The 20,219-nt window shown below is 58.9% G+C and carries 13 protein-coding genes and 1 rRNA gene; 10 read left to right on the top strand and 4 right to left on the bottom strand.

Annotated elements, in window-relative coordinates:
- The coding region (locus ACQ4OB_RS27530; protein ID WP_430956849.1) for a tandem-95 repeat protein at nucleotides 1–2,929 on the top strand (2,929 nt) is incomplete at its 5' end.
- Nucleotides 2,930–3,076: 147 nt separating this feature from the next.
- Nucleotides 3,077–3,415: a tryptophan synthase subunit beta gene (locus ACQ4OB_RS27525; protein ID WP_430956848.1), complete on the top strand. Its 339-nt coding sequence runs from the start codon at nucleotides 3,077–3,079 to the stop codon at nucleotides 3,413–3,415.
- 152 nt (nucleotides 3,416–3,567) lie between these two features.
- On the opposite strand, the gene lapD is transcribed toward ACQ4OB_RS27525, so the two are convergent.
- Together lapD and lapG are read right to left on the bottom strand one after the other, a co-directional pair.
- Nucleotides 3,568–5,514 carry a cyclic di-GMP receptor LapD gene (lapD, locus tag ACQ4OB_RS27520; protein WP_430956847.1) on the bottom strand — a complete coding sequence of 649 codons (1,947 nt, stop codon included), beginning with the start codon at nucleotides 5,512–5,514 and terminating at the stop codon, nucleotides 3,568–3,570.
- A 14-nt stretch (nucleotides 5,515–5,528) separates the two neighbouring features.
- Nucleotides 5,529–6,221 carry a cysteine protease LapG gene (gene lapG / locus ACQ4OB_RS27515; RefSeq protein WP_074872408.1) on the bottom strand — a complete coding sequence of 231 codons (693 nt, stop codon included), beginning with the start codon at nucleotides 6,219–6,221 and terminating at the stop codon, nucleotides 5,529–5,531.
- 232 nt (nucleotides 6,222–6,453) lie between these two features.
- Here lapG and ACQ4OB_RS27510 point away from each other — a divergent pair, with 232 nt between their 5' ends.
- From ACQ4OB_RS27510 to ACQ4OB_RS27490, 5 genes are all read left to right on the top strand, one after another.
- Entirely contained in the window at nucleotides 6,454–7,164 is a 711-nt protein-coding gene (locus ACQ4OB_RS27510) for a GntR family transcriptional regulator (protein WP_102616618.1), read from the top strand.
- A gap of 678 nt (nucleotides 7,165–7,842) precedes the next feature.
- Entirely contained in the window at nucleotides 7,843–8,619 is a 777-nt protein-coding gene (locus ACQ4OB_RS27505; RefSeq protein WP_074872404.1) for a DUF3050 domain-containing protein, read from the top strand.
- Nucleotides 8,616–9,545 (top strand): diiron oxygenase, encoded by a 930-nt coding sequence (locus tag ACQ4OB_RS27500; RefSeq protein WP_207250628.1) that lies wholly within the window; start codon nucleotides 8,616–8,618, stop codon nucleotides 9,543–9,545. Before ACQ4OB_RS27505 ends, ACQ4OB_RS27500 begins: the two co-directional genes overlap by 4 nt.
- A 13-nt stretch (nucleotides 9,546–9,558) precedes the next feature.
- Nucleotides 9,559–12,975 carry an amino acid adenylation domain-containing protein gene (locus ACQ4OB_RS27495; protein ID WP_430956846.1) on the top strand — a complete coding sequence of 1,139 codons (3,417 nt, stop codon included), beginning with the start codon at nucleotides 9,559–9,561 and terminating at the stop codon, nucleotides 12,973–12,975.
- Nucleotides 12,976–12,997: 22 nt separating this feature from the next.
- Nucleotides 12,998–13,465 (top strand): SRPBCC family protein, encoded by a 468-nt coding sequence (locus ACQ4OB_RS27490; protein ID WP_102616621.1) that lies wholly within the window; start codon nucleotides 12,998–13,000, stop codon nucleotides 13,463–13,465.
- Nucleotides 13,466–13,521: 56 nt separating this feature from the next.
- On the opposite strand, the gene ACQ4OB_RS27485 is transcribed toward ACQ4OB_RS27490, so the two are convergent.
- Complete coding sequence (locus ACQ4OB_RS27485; protein WP_430956845.1) at nucleotides 13,522–15,402, bottom strand: methyl-accepting chemotaxis protein; 1,881 nt, start codon at nucleotides 15,400–15,402, stop codon at nucleotides 13,522–13,524.
- 314 nt (nucleotides 15,403–15,716) lie between these two features.
- Between ACQ4OB_RS27485 and ACQ4OB_RS27480 the strand changes: the two genes are divergently transcribed.
- From ACQ4OB_RS27480 to ACQ4OB_RS27470, 3 genes are all read left to right on the top strand, one after another.
- A complete protein-coding gene (locus ACQ4OB_RS27480; RefSeq protein ID WP_074872395.1) occupies nucleotides 15,717–16,217 on the top strand; it encodes a sigma-70 family RNA polymerase sigma factor in 501 nt (166 codons plus the stop codon).
- The gene (locus tag ACQ4OB_RS27475) at nucleotides 16,217–17,230 is read left to right on the top strand and encodes a FecR domain-containing protein (RefSeq protein WP_430956844.1); all 1,014 of its coding nucleotides are present in this window, start codon (nucleotides 16,217–16,219) and stop codon (nucleotides 17,228–17,230) included. Before ACQ4OB_RS27480 ends, ACQ4OB_RS27475 begins: the two co-directional genes overlap by 1 nt.
- Nucleotides 17,231–17,318: 88 nt before the next feature.
- Nucleotides 17,319–19,820, top strand: coding sequence for a TonB-dependent siderophore receptor (locus ACQ4OB_RS27470; RefSeq protein WP_430956843.1), 2,502 nt, complete (start codon nucleotides 17,319–17,321; stop codon nucleotides 19,818–19,820).
- Nucleotides 19,821–19,982: 162 nt separating this feature from the next.
- Here the strand turns inward: ACQ4OB_RS27470 and rrf are convergent.
- Nucleotides 19,983–20,098: ribosomal RNA gene (gene rrf / locus ACQ4OB_RS27465) — 5S ribosomal RNA — on the bottom strand.
- Between the last annotated feature and the right edge of the window lie 121 nt (nucleotides 20,099–20,219).

The following is a 20,219-nucleotide window of genomic DNA, read 5'->3' as shown; positions in this document are numbered from 1 at the left end:
GGCAGGCGCCACGGCGAATATCGCCAACGTCGGTACTCTGCTGATCGCGGCGAACGGTGCCTACACCTTCACCCCGGCCGCCAACTACAACGGCACGGTGCCGACGGTCAGCTACGCCGTCACCGATGGTGACGGCAGCAACGTCACTTCGACCCTGAACATCAGCGTCACTCCGGTCGATGACAGCTTCATCGACGCCAACGAATCGGTTTCCACCCTGGAAGACACCGCCATTACCGGTAGCGTCCTTACTGATACCAGCAGCGTCGATGGCCCGGTCAGCGTGCTCAACTTCACCGTCGGTGCGACCACTTACACAGCAGGCAGCACGGCGATCATCGCCAACGTCGGCACCCTGGTCATCGGGGCGAACGGTGCTTACACCTTCACCCCGGTCGCCAACTACAACGGCACGGTACCGACAGTCAGCTACACCGTCACCGACGGTTCGGGCACCAACGACACCTCGAGCCTGAATATCAGCGTCACCCCGGTCGATGACCCGAGTGTGCTGACGACTGACATCAACACCGTCCTCGAGGACAAGATCGCTACCGGTAACGTACTGACTAACGACCGCGATGTGGATAACGTCCTGAGCGTGGCCAAGTTCACGGTGGGTGGTACCGAGTACACCGCAGGCGCCACAGCGATCATCGCCAACATCGGCACCTTGGTGCTGGCGGCGAACGGGGCTTACACCTTCACCCCGGCCAGCAATTGGAGCGGCAACGTTCCGACTGTGACCTACACCACCAGCACCGGTTCGAGCACCACCCTGGATATCAATGTGACCGCGGTCGCAGATGCACCGATCGTGACCGCCACCACTACTCAGGTGGCCGAGAACGGCAGCGTTGCGTTGGGCTTGAAGGTCACGTCGCCGGACACTGATGGTTCTGAAACCCAGACCATCACCACCATCGGCGGCATCCCGGCAGGTGCAACCCTGACCGATGGCACGCACACCTTCACCGGCACGACCGGTAACGCTGTCGTCAACCTCAGCGGCTGGGATGTGAGCAAGTTGAGCTTCACCCCGGCACCGTACGCCACCGGTACCAACACGCTGACCGTTACGGCAGTCTCGACCGAAAGCCAGGGTGACTCGGCCAGCAGTTCGACACAGATCCCGATCACGATCAATCCGGCGGTCTACAACGCCATCACCGCCACGGCGGCTGATGACACCGTCACCGGCACCGGCGGCAACGACATCATGGTCGCCGATATCGGCGGCCTGACGGTCATACCGGGCCAGAATTACAACATCGCATTCATGGTCGACAGCTCCGGCAGCATGAGCGCTTCCTCCGTAACGTCGGCGAAGAATTCCCTGATTTCGGTGTTCACCTCGCTGATCGCCAGCGCCACCTCGCAAAACTCGAGCGCTGGCACCGTAAAAGTATTCCTCGTGGACTTCGATACACAGGTCAACAAATCGATTTCGATCGATCTGTCGAAAGCGGGCGCTCTGGACCTATTGAAGGAGGTCGTCAACAGCATGCGGTCTGGTGGTTACACCAACTACGAAGACGTGTTCAAAACCACCGCGAACTGGTTCAAAGGGCCTGACGCGCTGAGCAACCCCAACGCGATCAACCTCACCTACTTCATCACCGATGGTGAGCCGACCGCTTATACGCAACAAGAACAAACCAATCCGCTGGTCGTCGACTTCAAGTCCAATAGCGTTAAGGACCTCAACCTCGACGACGTGTTGAAGCAAGGCTCCTACACGCCAGGGACCGAGTTCAGGATGGTTATTGGTGGTGAGAGTCGCGTGGTAGTTGATTCCTTCGGGGCTTTGTACAAATGGAGCGAAAAATCGAACGGCAACTGGACGTCGGAAAAGTACAGCGCCAACGGCTACACCCTGCAAGTTCACGCCCAAGGTGACGGCACCTATGAACTGTCGGATTACGCAGGCAACGGCTCTGTCGACAGCACCAGTGCGGAAAATGCGGCAATCGCGTTCGCGTTGTTTGCTGCCGCAAACTCCAAAGTACAAGCCATTGGCGTGAACAGCGCTGTCTCGGTAAACGACCTCGCACCGTATAACACCACCGATGGAAAACCGCTGGCCAATATCAACCCGGAAGATTTGGCCAACGCAATTCTCGGCCACAGCGAAGCGACCCTTCCAGGCAAGGACACTATCAACGGCGGCGATGGCAACGACATCATCTTCGGCGATCTGGTGAGTTTCACTGGCGTGACGGGTGAGGGCTACACCGCGCTGCAGGCTTTTGTCGGTAAGGAAACCGGCATCGAAACCAACCAAGTCACCTCAAGCAACGTGCACCAGTACGTCACCGAGCACTACTCCACGTTCGATGTGTCTGGCGCCCACGATGGTAACGATACGCTGCTGGGTGGTGCTGGTAACGACATCATCTTCGGGCAGGGCGGTGACGACAAACTCTACGGCGGCAGCGGCAACGACATCCTGCTCGGTGGCACTGGCAACGATTTGCTGAACGGTGAGGCCGGCGATGACTTCCTCATCGGTGGCACTGGCACCGATACGCTGGACGGTGGTACCGGTAATGACACCCTCCTCGGTGGCACGGGCAACGACACGCTGATCGGCGGCTCGGGTGGCGACACCTTCGTCTGGAAAGCAGGCGACACCGGCACCGACGTGATCAAGGACTTCAAGGCCAGTGAAGGTGATCGCATCGACCTGCGTGATCTGTTGCAGAACGAGAGCGGCAGCACCATCGACAACTTCCTGAAGATCACCACCGTGGATGGCGTTTCGTCCCTGCAAGTCAGCTCCGCCGGCAAGTTCAACGGCGCTGACGCCGCAGCGGCGCAACCCGATGTGACGATCAAACTGGAAGGCAACAACTGGTCCAGCGCCAGCATCAACTCGTTGATTGCCGGCAGCGACCCGACCATCAAAATCGATCACAGCAACAGCTGATCCAACGAAAAACGGCCACTCTTATGGGGTGGCCGTCATTTTTGCGCCCAACCCCCGGTGACGATTTCGTCGCCGCACCGCATACTCGCGTCCAGTTGGCCTATGCTGCTGACAGCATGACGCGGGTCCATTTCCGAGGGATGTTCAATGTTCTACGTGCAACGCGATGCCCAAGGTCAGTTAGTGCGCGTGGAAGCCGAAGCCTACGCCGAGGCCACGGAAACACTGCCCGCCGACCACCATGAAATCCAGGCCTGGTATGCCAATGAAGTAGTGGAAACCAGCCTCAAACAGCTCAAGCAGAGCGACCTGGACATGATCCGGGTACTCGACGACTTGATCCAGGTGCTGACCAGCAAAGGCGTGATCCGCGTCACCGACCTGCCGCCGGCCGCACAAGCCAAGCTGATGGACCGGACCCAGGCCCGTGAGGCGTTGGGCGGGTTGAGTCAATTGATCGATGATGATGAGACGGGGTTGATCTAACGCCGGACGCCGATCGTTCCCACGCTCTGCGTGGGAATGCCTCTCGGGACGCTCCGCGTTCCAGCCTCACCGCTGGCGTTGTGTCTGACACTGATGTGACGCAGAGCGTCACGGGCTGCATTCCCACGCAGAGCGTGGGAACGATCAGTGGGTTACTGCCAAGGCTTCGGCTCACCAAACAATTGCCCCTGAACCCCATACAACCCCATCTCGCGAATCACCATCAACTCCCCTTCCGTCTCGACCCGCTCGGCAATCAACGGCAAATCGATGCTGTGCGCCGCCCGCTGAATCGCCTCGATGAACAGGCGCTTGTCGCTCTCCTGATCAATCGCGCGGATATAACTGCCGTCGATCTTCAGATACGCCAACCCAAGCCGCGCCAGGTTGCCGATCATGCTGAAACGCCCGCCAAAGCGTTGCAGGCTCAGGGAGAACCCGAGTTCGCGCAGGCGTCGCGTCAGCTCTTCGAGCATGGCTTGTTCCGGTAACTGCTCTTCGCCGATTTCCAGGGTCAAGCGTTCCCCGAGCTCCGAATGCTGACGCAGGATTTCGAAGACTTTATTCAATGCCTGCGGATCGGCCAGCGTGGCTGAAGACAGGTTCAGCGCCAGCGACTCCTCATGCCCAGCCATCTGTTCAAGCACCCGCTCCAACATCAGCCGGTCCAGGCGCGCGGTCCAGCCAAAGCGCTCGAGCCACGGCAGGAAGCGCCCGGCGGGAATGGTCTGGCCCTCATCGTCGATCAAACGCGACAGCACCTTGTAATGCAGCACCAACTGCGTGTCCTGGGCGGCCACTACCGGCTGGAAATACAGCTCGAAACGCCGCTGATTCAACGCCTGTTCCAGTAAGGTGTGCCAGGCATGATGGTCGTCGCCGACGCTGGCCGATGCGCTGTGATCCAGGCAGGCCCAACTCGAATCGCCCTGGCCTTCCGCCTGAGCCAATGCCTGATCGCCCAACCCGAGCACCGCTTGCGGGGAGTCGCCATACACAAACGGCGCCAGCCCGATCGAGGCCACCGAGGGCACATCGGTGGCGCCCGTCGCGTGCAGGCTCGCCAAGGCACTGTCGAGGCTCTGCGCCAGTTGCAGCGCTTCTTCGCGTACCAGCCCCGGCGCCAGCACGGCGAACTCACCGCCACGAATCCGCGTTACGAGGTTCAGGGTTTCCGGGTATTTGGCACACTCTCGGGACAACTGCTCGCCAACCGCTTTCAACAACTGGTCAGTACGTTGACCGCCCAACCGCTGGTTCAACCCGGCCAGGTCCCTGACCCGTAACAGCAGCAAATAACCGGAACTCGCCTGCTCCGGGTTGCTCACTCGGGCGTTCAATTGCATCTCGAAATAACGACGATTGGCCAACCCCGTCAGGTTGTCCTGATAGGACTCGGCCCGCAGTTTTTCACTGCGCTCGGCCTGTTCCTGGAACAGCGCTTTAAGCTTCTCGACCATCTGGTTCATGGCCTGCACGACACGCCGCAGTTCCGGCGTGCGCGGCAGTTGCGGCAAGCTGAGGAATTCGCGGCGAGCGATGGCGTGGGATTGCTTGACCATGTAATCCAGCGGCTTCAGTTGCCGACGCAACAACAGCGCGCCGAGCACCGCGCTCACCGCACCGCAGATCAGCAGCCAGCCAAGACTGCCCAGCGCGCTCTGCCAGAGTTTGGCCAACGCAAACATCGGGTGGCTGACCACCTCGACCCGCGCCGCCTGCTCCCAGCCACGGCTGACGAGAGCATCACCACCGGCCGCTTCCAGCCCGATCATTTTGACGAACCAGTCCGGCACGTTGTTCACCGCGGGAATGCCGCTGCGCTCAACGATGGCCTGATCGGTCTTGAGGTCGACCACGCGGATGCTTGCGTAATAACCACTGTCGAAGATCGAACTGACCAGCAACTCGACCATCGCCGGATCGTCGATGCTTGGCGTCAGGGACAGCGCCAATGCCGTCGCGGCGTCCTGAGCGTGGGAGCGCAACTGATTGACGTATTGGGTGCGCGAACTTTCCAGGCTGACCACGAAGCTACCGGTGAAGGCGATCACCAGGAACAGACAGATAGCGATCAACAGTTGTTTGAACAAAGACATCTGAGCGCGTGCTCCTAATTAGTCGTCTCGACCGGGAAACCTTCGGCCTGCATTTTCTTCAACACATCCTGCCAACGCGACAGGCGTTTGGTGTCACCGACTTTCTTGTTGCCCTTGGCGCCCGGCAACCACAACCCTTCGGCATTGAAAGAGTAGACCGGCAGCAAATCGGTTCGCTGGCTGGCTGGCTTGATCGCATCGATCAGGCTGTCGAGTACCAACGGCATGGCCTCGGGGCTTGAGTAGTAGGTCAACACCATGTGCGCCCGATTCTGGCGCAAGGCCTTGACGTAAGTGATGCGTAGCTTGTCACTGGCGACGCCGAGACGACGCAGGCTGAAATACTTTGCGATCGCATAATCTTCGCAATCGCCGGCGCCCTTCCAAAGGGCCTCGATGGGTGTTTCCCAATAATCGACCTCGTGCCACAGATCGATGTCTTCCTCGTAACGCATCTGTTTATTGAAGAACTGGTTGACCACTTTAAGCTGTTCCAGCTCGCCGACCTGCTTTTGCGTGACCAATAAGTGCTGCCAGGCATCAATGCGTGGCTGTCCTTCGCCCAATGGCCCGTACAATGCCTGCGCACGACGGCTGATCAGCGAAAAATCCCAATCGGCATGCAGCCCGCCCAGCATAACGCCGGCCAGCAGCAACGCGCAGCACAGCCAGCGCAACGTCCGAGGGATCGCGAAACATACCGCCAATGCGAGGTATCCAGATCAGGCAGGTGGAAATCGCTCGATGGTGCAGGTTAGTCCGGTAAAAAACAATGGCACGGTGAGATCACTGCCGGCGCGCTAAACTTTGTATGGCAGGCGCAATAAAAAAGCATCGCGGCCACGGCAGGGCGATCTTTTGTCCGTTTGACAACCAGTCAGGCAGTCACTAGTGTCCCCTTGGATCCAAATTTAACTCAGTCAAACAGGGTGCGTAGTTGTGACACAGAAGCCCAATCCTCTGAACAGCATCAAGGTCAACGGGCCGATTCCCGCTCACCTGGCACGCTCGGTGATCGAAGAGACCCTGCGTTCAGCCATTCTCGACGGTCGCATTCCCTGCGGCACCGCCCTGCGTCAGCAAGATTTGGCCGATCTTTTCGGTGTCAGCCGCATGCCGGTGCGCGAAGCCTTGCGCCAGCTCGAAGCCCAGGCGCTGCTCAATGTCATCGCGCACAAAGGTGCAGTGGTTGCACCGCTGGTCCAGGGCGATGCCGTGGAAACCTATGCGCTGCGCATCCTGCTGGAATCAGAAGCGTTGCGCCTGTCGATCCCGTTACTGGTTGATGAGGATCTCGAACAGGCCGCCCGCTACATCGACGAACTGGAAACCGAAAACAACTACACCGAAATCGGCCGGCTCAATCGGCTTTTCCACATGGCGCTGTACTGCAAGGCGCCGAACCAACGGCTGTTGAGGCTGGTGGAAGACGGATTGAACGAAGAGGAGCGCTTCCTGCGCTTCAACCTCGAAGCCATGGGCCTGGGCAAAATCTCCCAGGAAGACCACCGGGCGCTGTTGCGGGCCGTCGAAGACCGGGACGTCGAGCGCGCGGTGAAATTGCTCGAACAACACCTCAACCGGGGCGTCGAGGTCATCACCCGCTACCTCAACAGCCCCGAAGCGCTGAACAAGAAAATCTCCAGATAAACCACGCCGGCAAGCCTGAGCGAGCAGATTGAACTGCTTACTCTCGCTTGCCGCGTTGCGCTGCGCCCCTCTCCAAAGCCCCGCCCTCGATTTACCCCTCTCAAAACCCACAACGACTCCGCGTCGATAACGCGCCGATGATAGCGGCTGTCGTGATTTACGCTCACTCTTGGGCTGCCAACAAATAATGAACGGGTGACGCACCGCATCAGCGGAGCAGTCTCCGCACCAAGAACCTACGGAAGGAGTCTTGCCACGGGAAAGGAAGAACCTGCGTTGATCCCAGTCAACTTCCACCCCCTCTGACCACTTCAGAAATTCAACTGGAAAGTTACTTCGAGTGAGGCATTCACTCTTTACTTTAATTCTGACTTATATAAGCCGGAAGGAGTAACTGCATCTAAATAAAACTCAAATCAAAAGTTTTATTGGAACTTGTCGCGCGCGAAAAAGTTGAACTTTCAAATAATATAAAAATAACTTGCCCAGCACTTTATTCATGTATTAGTTTTTCTCCGCCGCCTTGAATACGGGCGCCAGACCGTCACATAACGACGCATTGCAACTTACCCATATCAATTCGCTTGAGGCCTGCGCTCGTCAGCAGAAAGTTTTAACTAACGATCGCTTATTCATTAAACCGCAACGGTTATATCCAACTCATTTATAGGCTCGCCCATGAAATCGACTAAAGACCGTCTCACCCAGAAGAAAGCAGAACTTAGTGCTCATCCGATCTTTTCCGAAATCAACTCGATGCCGGTATTGCAACGTTTCATGGAAACCCATGTGTTTGCGGTATGGGATTTCATGTCGCTGACCAAACGCCTGCAACAGGAACTGACCTGCGTTCGTTTGCCCTGGCTGCCACCGCGAGATCCGCAGGCGGCGCGTTTGATCAACGAGATCGTGCTGGGTGAAGAGTCTGATGATCGCCCAGCCCAGGGTCACTACAGCCATTTCGAGTTGTACCTGGATGCGATGCGTGAAGTCGGCGCCAGCACGGCGGTGGTCGAACGCTTCGTCGCGCTGCAAAAAGAAGGCGTGAGCTATGACGTGGCGCTGCAAAGCGTGGACGTTGATCCGGCAGCAGCGCAGTTCGTGCGCAATACGTTGCACACCGCGTTGCATGCGCCGGGGCACAGTGTTGCGGCAGCATTTCTGCATGGTCGCGAGAGCGTCATCCCGCAGATGTTCCAGCGAATTCTTGATGATTGGGGCATCGGCATCGAACAGGCGCCGACCTTTCGTTACTACCTCGAACGGCACATCGAAGTCGATTCCGAAGACCACGGCCCCGCCGCTGAAAAACTCCTCGCCCGGCTGGTCGATGGCGATGCGCAACGCGAAGAAGACGTCTACGCCAGCGCCCTCGCTGCCGTGGAAAGCCGCATCGCGTTGTGGGACGGCCTGCGCCTGAGCATGAGCGAACCGGTTGCCGAGGTGAACGCATGAACGCCGCCGACTACCAATCTTTTGCCGACGCTTGGGAAAGCCGCGCGACCATCCGTACCCGTCCCCGGCGAGTGCTTGAGAACGACGACAAACTGATCTACCCGTTGAGCCGCCAACCGTTGGTGCTGAGCGAAACCTTCCTGCGTGAATGCCCGGAACAGTGCGACTTTGCGCTGGTGCAGACGCTCTACAAATTCATCAACGACGTGGTGATTTTCGAAACCGAAATCGTCGACAAGACGGCCCGCAGCATCGCCAAGAATCGCTTCGCCGTGGCCTTCCCGTTCGCCTGCCGCTACGACGCCATGACCGTGGTGGTGGACGAGGATTACCACGCGCTGGTGGCCATGGATTTCATGCAACAGACCGTCGCCATGACCGGCATCACGCCCATCGAACTGCCGGACGAAATCGAACTCAGCCGAGCCATTCCAGCGGCCGTGGCGCTCGCGCCGGAACACCTGCGCAGCGCCGTGGAATTGATCTGCGTGGCCATCGCCGAGAACACCGTGACCGGCGATGTCGCGGCGTTCGCCAAGGACGACACGGTCAAGCAGTCGATCAAGGGCCTGATGGCCGACCACTTGCTCGACGAAGGTCGCCACTCCGGGTTCTGGGCGCGGCTGGTGCGCATCTACTGGCACACCGCGAGCGAGGACGACCGCCAATGCATCGCGCAAATCCTGCCGGTGTTCATCGGCCATTACCTGACCAACGACATCCAGAAGTCGTTCGACTTTCGCCTGATCGAGTCCTTGCAGATCAGCGACGCCGCACGCCACGCCCTCAAGAGCGAAGTGTCGGGGCTGGCCTTCCCGATCAATCGCCATCACCCGCTGGTCGCCAACATCGTGCGGTTTTTCCGCAGCAGTTCGCTGCTCGATTCGCCGTGCGTGCAAGACGCCCTCAGCGATTACCTGGTTTAACGAGGAGCCCATCATGAGACGTCTCGACATTCTGCTCATTGGACAAAGCCAGGCCCTGACCGACCTGGCGCTGGAACTTGAACAACACGGTCATTCTCTGGTGCGCCTGACAGCCGTCGACGAGCAGCCGTTGGCTAGCGCTGACTTGCTGATCGACGACGCCAGCCTGCCGATTCAAGACTTTGGTGATACACCGCGACTGACGCTGCAACTGGGTATCGGTGAGCCTGGAGTTTCTGACCTGCCGCCGCTGGATTTGCTGTGTAACTACGGTTCGAAACTGTTCACTCGCGTGCCGATCACCGACGAACCTTCGGGCAACGGCCAGGCATTGCGCCTGCGGGCAGTGGCAGAACTGGTCGATCACGTGGCGCTGCTGGTCAGCCGTTTCTCTCGCGATGCCGACTACTTCCTGCTGGCCGATCCTGCGGCTCCCGCTCGCTTCGAGCACGTGGAAAACCTGCTCTATCTCGAGAGCCTGACGTTTTTCCATCGGCTCAACCTCACGGCGGCGCCCGCGCTGCTGGCGCTCAGTCAAATCCCGATGATCGAGCGCCTTGAGCAGCGCTTCATCCAGTGTGCCGAGCGACCCGCGCTGAACATTGCCGGCACGTCCCTGAGCTATCGGCATTTGCACGCCCACAGCCGCGCCATCCAGCAGCGTTTGCAACCGTTGCTCGCGCAGCATCAGGGGCCGTTGGTGATCGGGATCTGCCTGCCAAAATGCAGCGCGTTGTATGCGGGAATTCTGGCGATTCTTGGCAGTGGCGCGGTGTATCTGCCACTGGAGCCGAGCCATCCTCTGCAACGTCAGCAGTACATTCTGGAAAACGCCGGGGCCGTCTTGCTGCTGCATGACGGTGAACATCCGCTTGCGGCGCAAATGCCGGGGCTCGACATCAGCCGCATTGACATTGGCGATGTGGATCTCGATCAACCCTTGATGCGCCAGCGACCCGATCCAGAGGCGCCGTGCATGGCGCTCTACACCTCGGGCACCACCGGCCATCCCAAAGGCGTATTGCTCAGCCAGGCCAATCTCGCGCACTTCACCGCGTGGTACGCCGACTATGTGCAACTGACCGAACAGAGTCGGGTGCTGCAGTTTTCGTCGTTGAGTTTCGACTCGTCACTGATCGATATCTTCCCGACCCTGCTCCAGGGCGCCGAGCTGATCGTGCCCGGCGACGATCAGCGCCGCGATCCGTTGCAACTGGTCGAGCTGATCCGCCATCGACAACTGAGCCACGCCTTTTTGCCGCCAGCGTTGTTGAGCATCCTGCCGCTGGATCAATTGCAATGCCTCGATCACGTGATGACCGGTGGCGATGTCTGCGAACCCTACGTCATCGAGCAGCTCACCCGTCAGGGCAACCTCTACAACCTCTATGGCCCCACCGAAGCGACGGTGTTGATCACCGCGCGGCAACTGCGTACCGGCGACAGCAATCGCACCCTCGGCGCGCCTATCGCTAACAGTCAGGTGCTGATTCTCGACGAGGATTTTCAACCGGTGGCCGAGCAAACCGTCGGCGAGTTGTACATCGTCGGGCCGGGTGTGTGCCTGGGCTACCTGAACAACCCGCAGCAGACCGCCGAACGTTATCTGAACCTGAACCTGCCCAATGGCCAGAGCCTGCGCGCCTACCGCACCGGCGACATGGCGAAGTGGACCCGCGATGGCATCGAGCTGTGCGGGCGACGAGACAATCAGGTGAAGATTCGCGGCTTTCGCGTTGAGCCGGAAGAGATCGAACGCTGCCTGCGTGACAGTCAGTTGTACCGCCAGGTGGCGGTGGTCATCGACAGCCATCGACGGATTCTGGCCTTCCTCGCGCAGCCTCAGGAGGATCAACCCGGCACCGCTCGCGAAGCCCTGAAGGCTCATGCGATGCAGTTCCTGCCGGATTACATGCAGCCCACAGCGTGGACCGAACTGCCGAGCATGCCGTTCGCCAGCAACGGCAAGGTCGACCGCAAGGCGCTGCTGGCAATGCCCGTGAATGTGTCCGAAAACACGCTGCGGCGCTTGCCCGCCAGTGCCGACGAGGCGCTGCTGCTGGAGATCTGGGCTGAGCTGCTGGAGCTGCCGGCCAGCGATATTTCCACCGATGAAAGTTTCTTCAACCTGGGCGGCCACTCGATCCTGCTGTCGCGCATGCTTTTACGTTTGCGTGAAGAATTTGGTCGCAGCATCTCGATTAACCGCTTCATCGAATTGCCGACCATCGCCAAGTTGGCGACCTTGGTGCGCGGTTCCGGCACCGAAGAGGTATTGAGCGAAAAGGCCTTGGCCGATGCCTTCCGCGAACTGGATATCCAGCCGTTGCCAGTCAACCGCATGGGCGATGTGCACAAGGTGATCGTGACCGGCGCCAACAGCTTTGTCGGCGTGCACATCGTCGAAGCATTGCTCGCCTGGGGTGCCAGCGAAGTTGCGTGCCTGGTGCGCGATGGCGGCGGGCAATCGGCGGCCGAGCGGTTTGCCCATGCGTTGCGAGAAAACCGCCTGGAGCATCTGGACCTGAGCCGGGTGCGGGTCTACGCGGCGGACATCACGCGTCCGTCATTGGGGCTCGAAGCGGATGTTTACGAGCGACTGGATCGGCAGTTCGGCGCGTTGGTGCATAACGCCGCGAACGTCAATCACGTACTCGATTACGAGTCGCTGGCGCGGGACAACGTCGAGCCGATTTTCGAGTGCCTTCGGTTGTGCGAAGGGCGCAGCAAAAAGATCTTCAATTTCGTCTCGACGCTCTCGGCTTCCAGCACGATTTCCGCCGATGGCCGGGTGCTGGAATTGCCCGCCGCGCAGACCCCGCCGATCTACATCAAGAACGGCTACAACCTGTCCAAATGGGTCGGTGAGCGAATCCTCGAACGGGCTCGCGAACGTGGCGTACGGGTCAATCTTTATCGTCCCGGCAACATCAGTTTCAACAGCCTCACCGGTGTCTGCCAGCCGCACAAGAATCGCTTGATGCTGATGCTCAAAGGCTCGATCCAGCTCGGCCAGGTGCCGGAGTTCGCGCTGAATTTCGACCTGATGCCGGTGGACTTTCTCGCCCGGTTCATCGCCTTCCATGCCAGCCGTTATTCAGCGGAAAAAGCGGTGTTCAACCTGCACAACCCCGAGCCTCTGAGCTGGGACAACTACGTCGCGTCATTCCGTGAGGCAGGTCGGGAGTTTTCCATGGTCAGCGTCGCCGACTGGCAGCAGCAACTGGGTCGGGTCGACAGCGACAACGCGTTGTTTGGCGTGCTCGGTTTCTACCTCAACGGCTTCGAGGAAGACATCGGCGACATCTCAATGATCGGCCACGCCAACGCTCAGGCGGGCGTGCGGCAGATGGGCGCGCATTACCCGGAAAAATCCCCGGCGCTGCTGCGTCGCGGCTGCGACTACCTCAAAGAAATCAACTTCATCTGATTCACTCAACCGGAGCAAAACCATGAAAACCCTACAACCCGACACCCTGATCAAAAATCCGCAAGGCTGCCACGTGGTGTCCTCGGTGGAAGTGCCCGCCGATGCCAGGAAGGTCTGGGCAGTGGTCGGTAACTTCGCCGGCTTCGATCAATTCATTCCAGCGCTGTCGCACATCGAGATGACCGGCGAAGGCGTGTCGTCCCTGCGCAAGAAATTCTTCAAGGACGGCAACCTGGTGGTCGAGCAACTCAACTCCCGGGATGACCAGGCGCTGAACATGACCTGGACCACGATTTACAACACCTTGGGCGTAGCCAATTTATGGGCGGCGATGAGTGTCGAACCGCTGGGCGCGAACAAATCCCGAGCGACCTGGACGATCATCGCCGAACCCGTACAGGGTGGCGCCGAGGCACTGCCGGGGTTCACGGATTTCGTGCAGGGCTTTGCCGATGACTCGATGAACAATGTGTTGAAGCTGTTTGCGTAAGGCATGAAAAAGCCCGCTGTGGATGACTCCACAGCGGGCTCTTTTACATCGCTCGATCAGATTTTGAAGCTGTCGACCAACTGCTTCAACCGGTTCGCCTGCAGGGACAACGCATCGCAATCCTTCAACGTTTCATTGAGGTTGGCCACGCTCTGCTGGTTCAGCAGGTTGATCTGGTTAACGTCGACGTTGAGAGTTTCCACCACCGCCGTCTGCTCTTCGGTCGCCGCCGCCACCGACTGGTTCATGCCGTCGATTTCGCCGATGCGCTGAGTCACGCTGACCAGTCGCAAACCAGCCTGGTTCGCCACTTCGACGCTCTGTTCGCTGGAGACCTGACTGGCGTTCATCGTGGTCACCGCTTCGCGAGAACCGATCTGCAGCGAGGTGATCATCTTGTGAATCTCCTCCGCCGATTCCTGAGTTCGGTGAGCGAGGTTACGCACCTCGTCCGCCACCACCGCAAAACCACGACCGGCTTCACCGGCGCGGGCCGCTTCAATGGCCGCGTTGAGTGCGAGCAAGTTGGTCTGCTGGGAGATGCCTTTGATCACATCCAGAATGTGCCCGATGTTGTCGGTGCTGGCATTCAAGGTTTCGATCTGCGTGCAGGACAGGCTGATTTTCTGCGACAACTCGGTCATCGCCAGAATGGTTTTCTCCACCACCTGACGACCGTCGTCGGCCTGCTCGCTCGCGCCGCTGGCGTGCTGGGAAGCATCGGCGGCGTTGCGGGCGATTTCCTGGGTGGCGGCGCCCAACTGGTTGATCGCCGCGGCGACACTGTTGGTGCGGGCGCTTTGCTCGTCGGAACCGACGATCGAGGCGTTGGACGAGGCCATTACCCGCTGCGACAGGTCGTGAACCTGGCGGGTGGCCGACGACACTTCGGAAATCGATGCGTGAATTCGCTCAACGAACTGGTTGAAAGAACCGCCCAGCTCACCGAATTCGTCTTTGCTTTCCACGGCCAGACGTCGGGTAAGGTCGCCCTCACCCTGAGCGATGTCCTGCATCGCACGGCCCATGGTGGTCAGCGGACGCATCAGCACGTTGATCAACAGGCTCAGCAGCACGGCAATGGCCGTCACGGCGATGAACATCGCGATCAGCGCAGAAGTGCGGAACTGGCTGAGTGGCGCGTAGGCCTTGTCCTTGTCGATCGACAGACCGATGTACCACTCAGCATTCGGCAAACCATTGACCGGCGTGAACGAAAGGATACGGTCCTGCTTATTCAGGGTGACTTCCTGATTACCCTTCTCGATGCGTACGCCAGCGTTCGGGTAAATATCCTTCAGGTTTTTCATCACCTGGTCCTTGTCCGGGCTGACGATCACCTGACCGTCGGCGCTGACCAGGAATGCGTGACCGATGCCACCGAAGTCCACCGAGTTGATGATCTTCACCAGGGTTTCCAGGCTCAGGTCACCACCGACCACGCCGAGCAACTCGCCGTTCTTTTTCACCGGCAGGGCGATGGTCACCACCAGGCCACCGACGGCGGCCATGTAAGGCGGGGTCAACATGGTCTTGTCGGCAGCCACGGCCTGTTTGTACCAGGGACGCTGACGCGGGTCGTAACCGTCGGGCATCTTCGCGTCCGGACGCTGAGTGAACACGCCGTTGGCCTGGCCTACGTAGGTGAACTGGAAGTTCGAGGTCAGGGACGGTTGATTGACCAGCCCGGGAAGGTCGGCATTGGCGCCTTGATGGGCGACGTTTTGCGCGAGGTTTTCCAGCACCAGCACGCGGCCGCTCATCCAGTTCTGCACGCTGCTGGCGGTTAGGTCGCCGGCCTGCTGGACGCTCGATTCAAGGTTTTGACGAATGGTGTTTCGCTGCAGATAGTCGTTGTACAAAGTGAACAACGCAAAAGCCAGCACCACGACGCCGGAGGCGGCCAGAAGGATTTTATGGCTGAATTTGAGATTCATTTCATGGGACTTCTTATGCAAAAAGTGGGGATGCGTTCCGGGATGCAACATTCCATGTAACAGCGCAGGCAGGACTCTGGAGCCGCTCTACTTTGGTGCACGCATGTCTCATCAGGCTGTCGGCACAAACCGGAGAAAACTTAGGCGTTTGTACGAAATGGTCGGCATTCCTGTCAGATACCCGCCGAACGGCGTGCCAAAGCGCCTGATCAGCCTTTTTAGAGTGGCGACTGTTTGTCCGGCTGTTGCAAATTCCCGGACCCTTGATGACAATGCGACTAATTATCATTTGTGATGTTCGGGCTGTCGCATCCATGTCCTCACCTGAGTTTGCAGTACAGGCGCTTTACAGCAGCCATCACGGTTGGCTCAACACGTGGCTGCGCGCGCGTTTGGGTAATGCAGCCGATGCGGCGGATCTGGCTCAGGACACGTTTGTGCGGCTGCTGCACAGAACCGAACGCCTGGAGCTCAAGGCTCCCCGCGCCTTTCTTCGAACGATCGCCCGTGGGCTGGTGATCGACCATTGGCGTCGTGAAGAAATCGAACGCGCCTACCTGGAAACCATCGCCCATTTGCCCGAGTCCGAAACCCCGAGCGTCGAAGCGCGGGCATTAGTGCTTGAGTTGCTGGAAAGCATCGCGCGCATGCTCGAAGGCCTGAAGCCGAAAGTGCGTCAGGCGTTTCTGCTGGCGCAGTGCGAAGGACTTACCCACAAACACATCGCCGAGCAGATGGGCTTGTCTCTGCGTTCAGTTGAGCGCTATGTCGCCGACGCGCTGTATCACTGCTACGTGCTGCGGTATGAAACGTGATGCCTGTGGATAACTTGTCGCTGACTCGACGCGGGGAACCGCATCAGCAGGTCGTCAAACAAGCCATCCATTGGCTGCTGCGTCTGCGTAACAACTCGGCTAATGCCAGGCTACGTCAGCAATGCGAGGTCTGGTGGGCTGAACACCATGAACACGAACTGGCTTGGCAACGGGTGCAGTCGCTGCAAGCCGAGTTGAGCAGCAACCTGCGGGCAGTGCCCGGTGCTCAAGTGGCCTTCAATACGTTGGAAAACAGCGCCCAGGGACTGGGTCGCCGCCAGGCCTTGAAGCTGCTATCAGGAGCGTTGCTGATAGGGTCGGTGGCGTGGCTGGGCAAAGATGCGGTGGGCTGGCAACAGTGGACCGCCGACTTCGCCACCGCCACGGGCGAACGGCGCGGTTTCCAATTGCCCGATGGCACGCGACTGGAACTCAACACCGCCAGTGCAGTGGATCTGGATTACAACGCGCAGCAGCGGCTGATCAAACTGACTCGCGGCGAGGTCATCGTGACGTGCGGCGGGATCGACGAAGGATCTCCGTTTGATCGACCGCTGCGGGTGCAAAGTCGCCAGGGTGTATATGAAGGAGTGGGGGCACGTTTCATCCTGCGGCAGGACGACGACTGCACGCGGCTCAGCGTTACCGGCGGCATGGTCCTCATACATTCACCGCTTGCCGCCGGTGGCACGCCGACCCAGGTGCAGGCCGGGCAGAGTTATCTGATCGATCATCACCAGGCGAAGCTGGCGCCGCCGCTGGACATGGATGCCGGCGCTTGGGTCGACGGGCTGATCGTGACTCGCAATATGCGTCTGGGGGATTTCCTGGATGAAGTCGGGCGCTATCGCCACGGCTATCTGACGTGCGCAGCGGACATTGCCGACTTACGGCTGTCCGGGGTTTTCCGACTGGAGAACACCGACAGGTTGCTGGCCATCCTGCCGCAAACCCTGCCGGTGCAACTGCGCTATCGCACTCGCTGGTGGGTGACGCTGGAGCGACAGGCCTGAATTATTTTTGGCGGGTTTTGCGGGCAAGTCCGGCTTAGTCAGTAAGCACTTCAATCCTGACTTCAGCGACTTCCTACGGAAACCTACAATGACTGTGCGCGCCACCAGTAAGAACCCTCTTCTTTTCGCCGCCGATTCAGGCGCCCTGCGCTACGCCGTACGCGCTGCACTGTTCTCCACCGCGCTGGGTGTCGGCGTATTGCCGACACTGGGCGTAGCGGCAGCGGGCAGCGAGGTCAGCAGCCACCGTTACAATATTGCCGCAGGCTCGTTGAGCGATGTGCTCAACCAGTTTGCGCGTCAGGCGGGAATTACCTTATCGATGACTCCTTCGCAAACCGGGGGCCTCCAGTCACCCGGCGTCCAGGGCGAATATTCGGCAGATCAGGCTTTGCGACGTTTACTCAGCGGTTCGGGTCTGGAGGCCGTGAGTCAGGATGGCAGCAGCTACGTGTTGCGCCCGGTCGCCGAAACCGAAGCGCTGGCATTGCCCACCACCGACATCAAAGGCTTTGCCCTCGGTAATGCGCTGGGCAGCATGGACGGTTACAACGCGACACATAGCCAGATCGCCACCAAGACCAGTACTGCGTTGCTGGAAACCTCGCAAAGCGTCTCGGTGGTAACCCGCGAGCAAATGGACGATCAAGGTTCGCAAACCGTCTCCCAGGCCATGCGTTACACCCCCGGCGTGTTGACCAACCCTTATGGCGCAACCCATCGCTATGACTACGTGGCGCTGCGCGGCTTCAACGATGGTTCGGTGGATAACATTTATCTGGATGGCTTGAAGTCCATGGGTGACAGTGGCACCTACAGCACCATGCAGGTAGACCCGTACTTTCTGGAGCGCCTCGATATCCTCAAAGGGCCGTCATCGGTGCTCTATGGTCGCAGCTCACCCGGCGGCCTGGTGGCGCTGACCAGTAAGAGGCCGCTGTATGAGGCCTATCATCAGGTTCAAGCTACGGTGGGCACTCAGGGTCAGCGTGGCATGGGTTTCGACTTCAGCGGCCCGGTGAATGACGACAAACGCGTAGCCTATCGCCTGACAGGGCTGGCGGATCAGTCCGACACACAGTTCGATCACAACAAAGAAAAACGCTTCGCCCTCGCGCCTACGGTTAGCATCGATTTCACCGAAGACACCTCGCTGACCCTACAAGCGTATTTGCAGCACGATCCAGACGGTGGTTATCACGGTGGCGTGCCGGCCGGCGGCACCATTCATCAGCGCAATGGGAATCGAATTTCCCCACACTTCTTCGAGGGCGAACCGAGCATTGATGGCTTCCAGCGTGATCAGCAGTCCTTCGGTTACCAGTTCGAGCATCGCTTCAACAATGTCTTCACGGCACGACAGAACTTCCGTTACCTCGACTCCAAAGTGAAGCTGGATCAGGTCTATGCCTATGGCTGGACCACACCGTCCAGTAATGAGTTGAATCGTTATTACACCGGTGGCGACGAGAAACTTCATGCATTCATTGTCGATAACATGCTGCAAGCAGAGTTCTTCACCGGTGCAACCAAACACACCGTACTGATGGGTGCGGACTACCAGCGTCGCAAAACCGTGGTCGACTGGACCAGCGGTGGTCTTGCCCCGATTGATGCGTTCAACCCGGCGTATGGAAATTCCGATATCGAGTTCTACAGTCCGACCAGCTATCTGCGTCGCCTGGAACAAACCGGCGTGTACCTTCAAGATTTGATCGAGATGGATAAGTGGCGCTTCTCGCTCGGGCTGCGCCAGGACTGGGTGGAAACGTCCGATGAGAATCGGCTGGCTGAAACCGACCGGGCGGTCGGCACCGAAATCAGTGACAAACGCACCAAGCTGACGGGGCGCGCCGGGGCGTTGTACCTGTTCGATAACGGCATTGCGCCTTACATCAGCTACTCCGAGTCGTTCAACCCGAACTCCTACTCGGACAGTGCGGGTAATCCCCTGGCACCGACCGATGGTACGCAATGGGAGGTGGGCCTGAAGTACCAACCGCTGGGCACCGACAATTTGTTCACCGCGTCGCTGTTCCGCATTGATCAGGAAAACCTGGCGACCAAACTGCCGCAGGAAAACTTCTATCGCGCCGTAGGGACTGTCCGCTCCCAGGGCCTGGAACTGGAAGCGCACATGCAGGTGACTGACAACCTTAAAGTCCTCGGCAGCTACACCTTCACCGACATCGAATACGCAAAGTCGATGATCAGCACCTTGAGTACGGCCACTGACGTGATCGAGAACAAGGGCAACTCGCCGACCCAGGCGCCACGGCACATGGCTTCGTTCTGGGCTGACTACACGTTCGATAGCGCGGCACTCGATGGTCTGCGATTGGGTGGTGGTGTGCGATATGTCGGCTATAGCTGGGCCGACGCGGAAAACACCATGAAGGTGCCGGCCTACACGTTGTTTGATGCGTCTGTTGGTTACGACTTAGGCAAAGTAGGGATGAAGGGTGTGGATGTTCGCCTGAATGCGAACAACCTGACGAATGAGTCCTACGTGGCCTCCTGTGCCAGCCTGAACTTCTGCTACTTGGGCGAAGAACGCAATGTCGCCGCGACAGTGAGCTACCAGTTCTAAATCTCTCGTCATTCCAACAAAGCCAGCGCCTGAATTCGGGGGCTGGCTTTGTCGTCTCTGCGGAAACATTCCACTGTTTGGCGATGGCGCTCCTGAGCGTTTAGCGAGCCCACAACGACAAAACCCCTGTCTGCGTTAGCAGACAGGGGTTTCGGAATTCAATCTTGACGATGACCTACTCTCACATGGGGAAACCCCACACTACCATCGGCGATGCATCGTTTCACTGCTGAGTTCGGGATGGGATCAGGTGGTTCCAATGCTCTATGGTCGTCAAGAAATTCTGTGACCAGCCCGTTACAGCGTAACGTGCCAGCAAAACTGGTGACTTCTACTAAAACAAAACCCCTACCTGCATACGCAGATAGGGGTTTCGGAATTTGATCTTGACGATGACCT

The sequence above is a fragment of the Pseudomonas sp. ES4 genome (assembly GCF_050586665.1).
Classification (GTDB): Bacteria; Pseudomonadota; Gammaproteobacteria; order Pseudomonadales; family Pseudomonadaceae; genus Aquipseudomonas; species Aquipseudomonas frederiksbergensis.
Note: the sequence above shows the minus strand (reverse complement) of the source record. Positions and strands in the feature narration are given on the sequence as shown.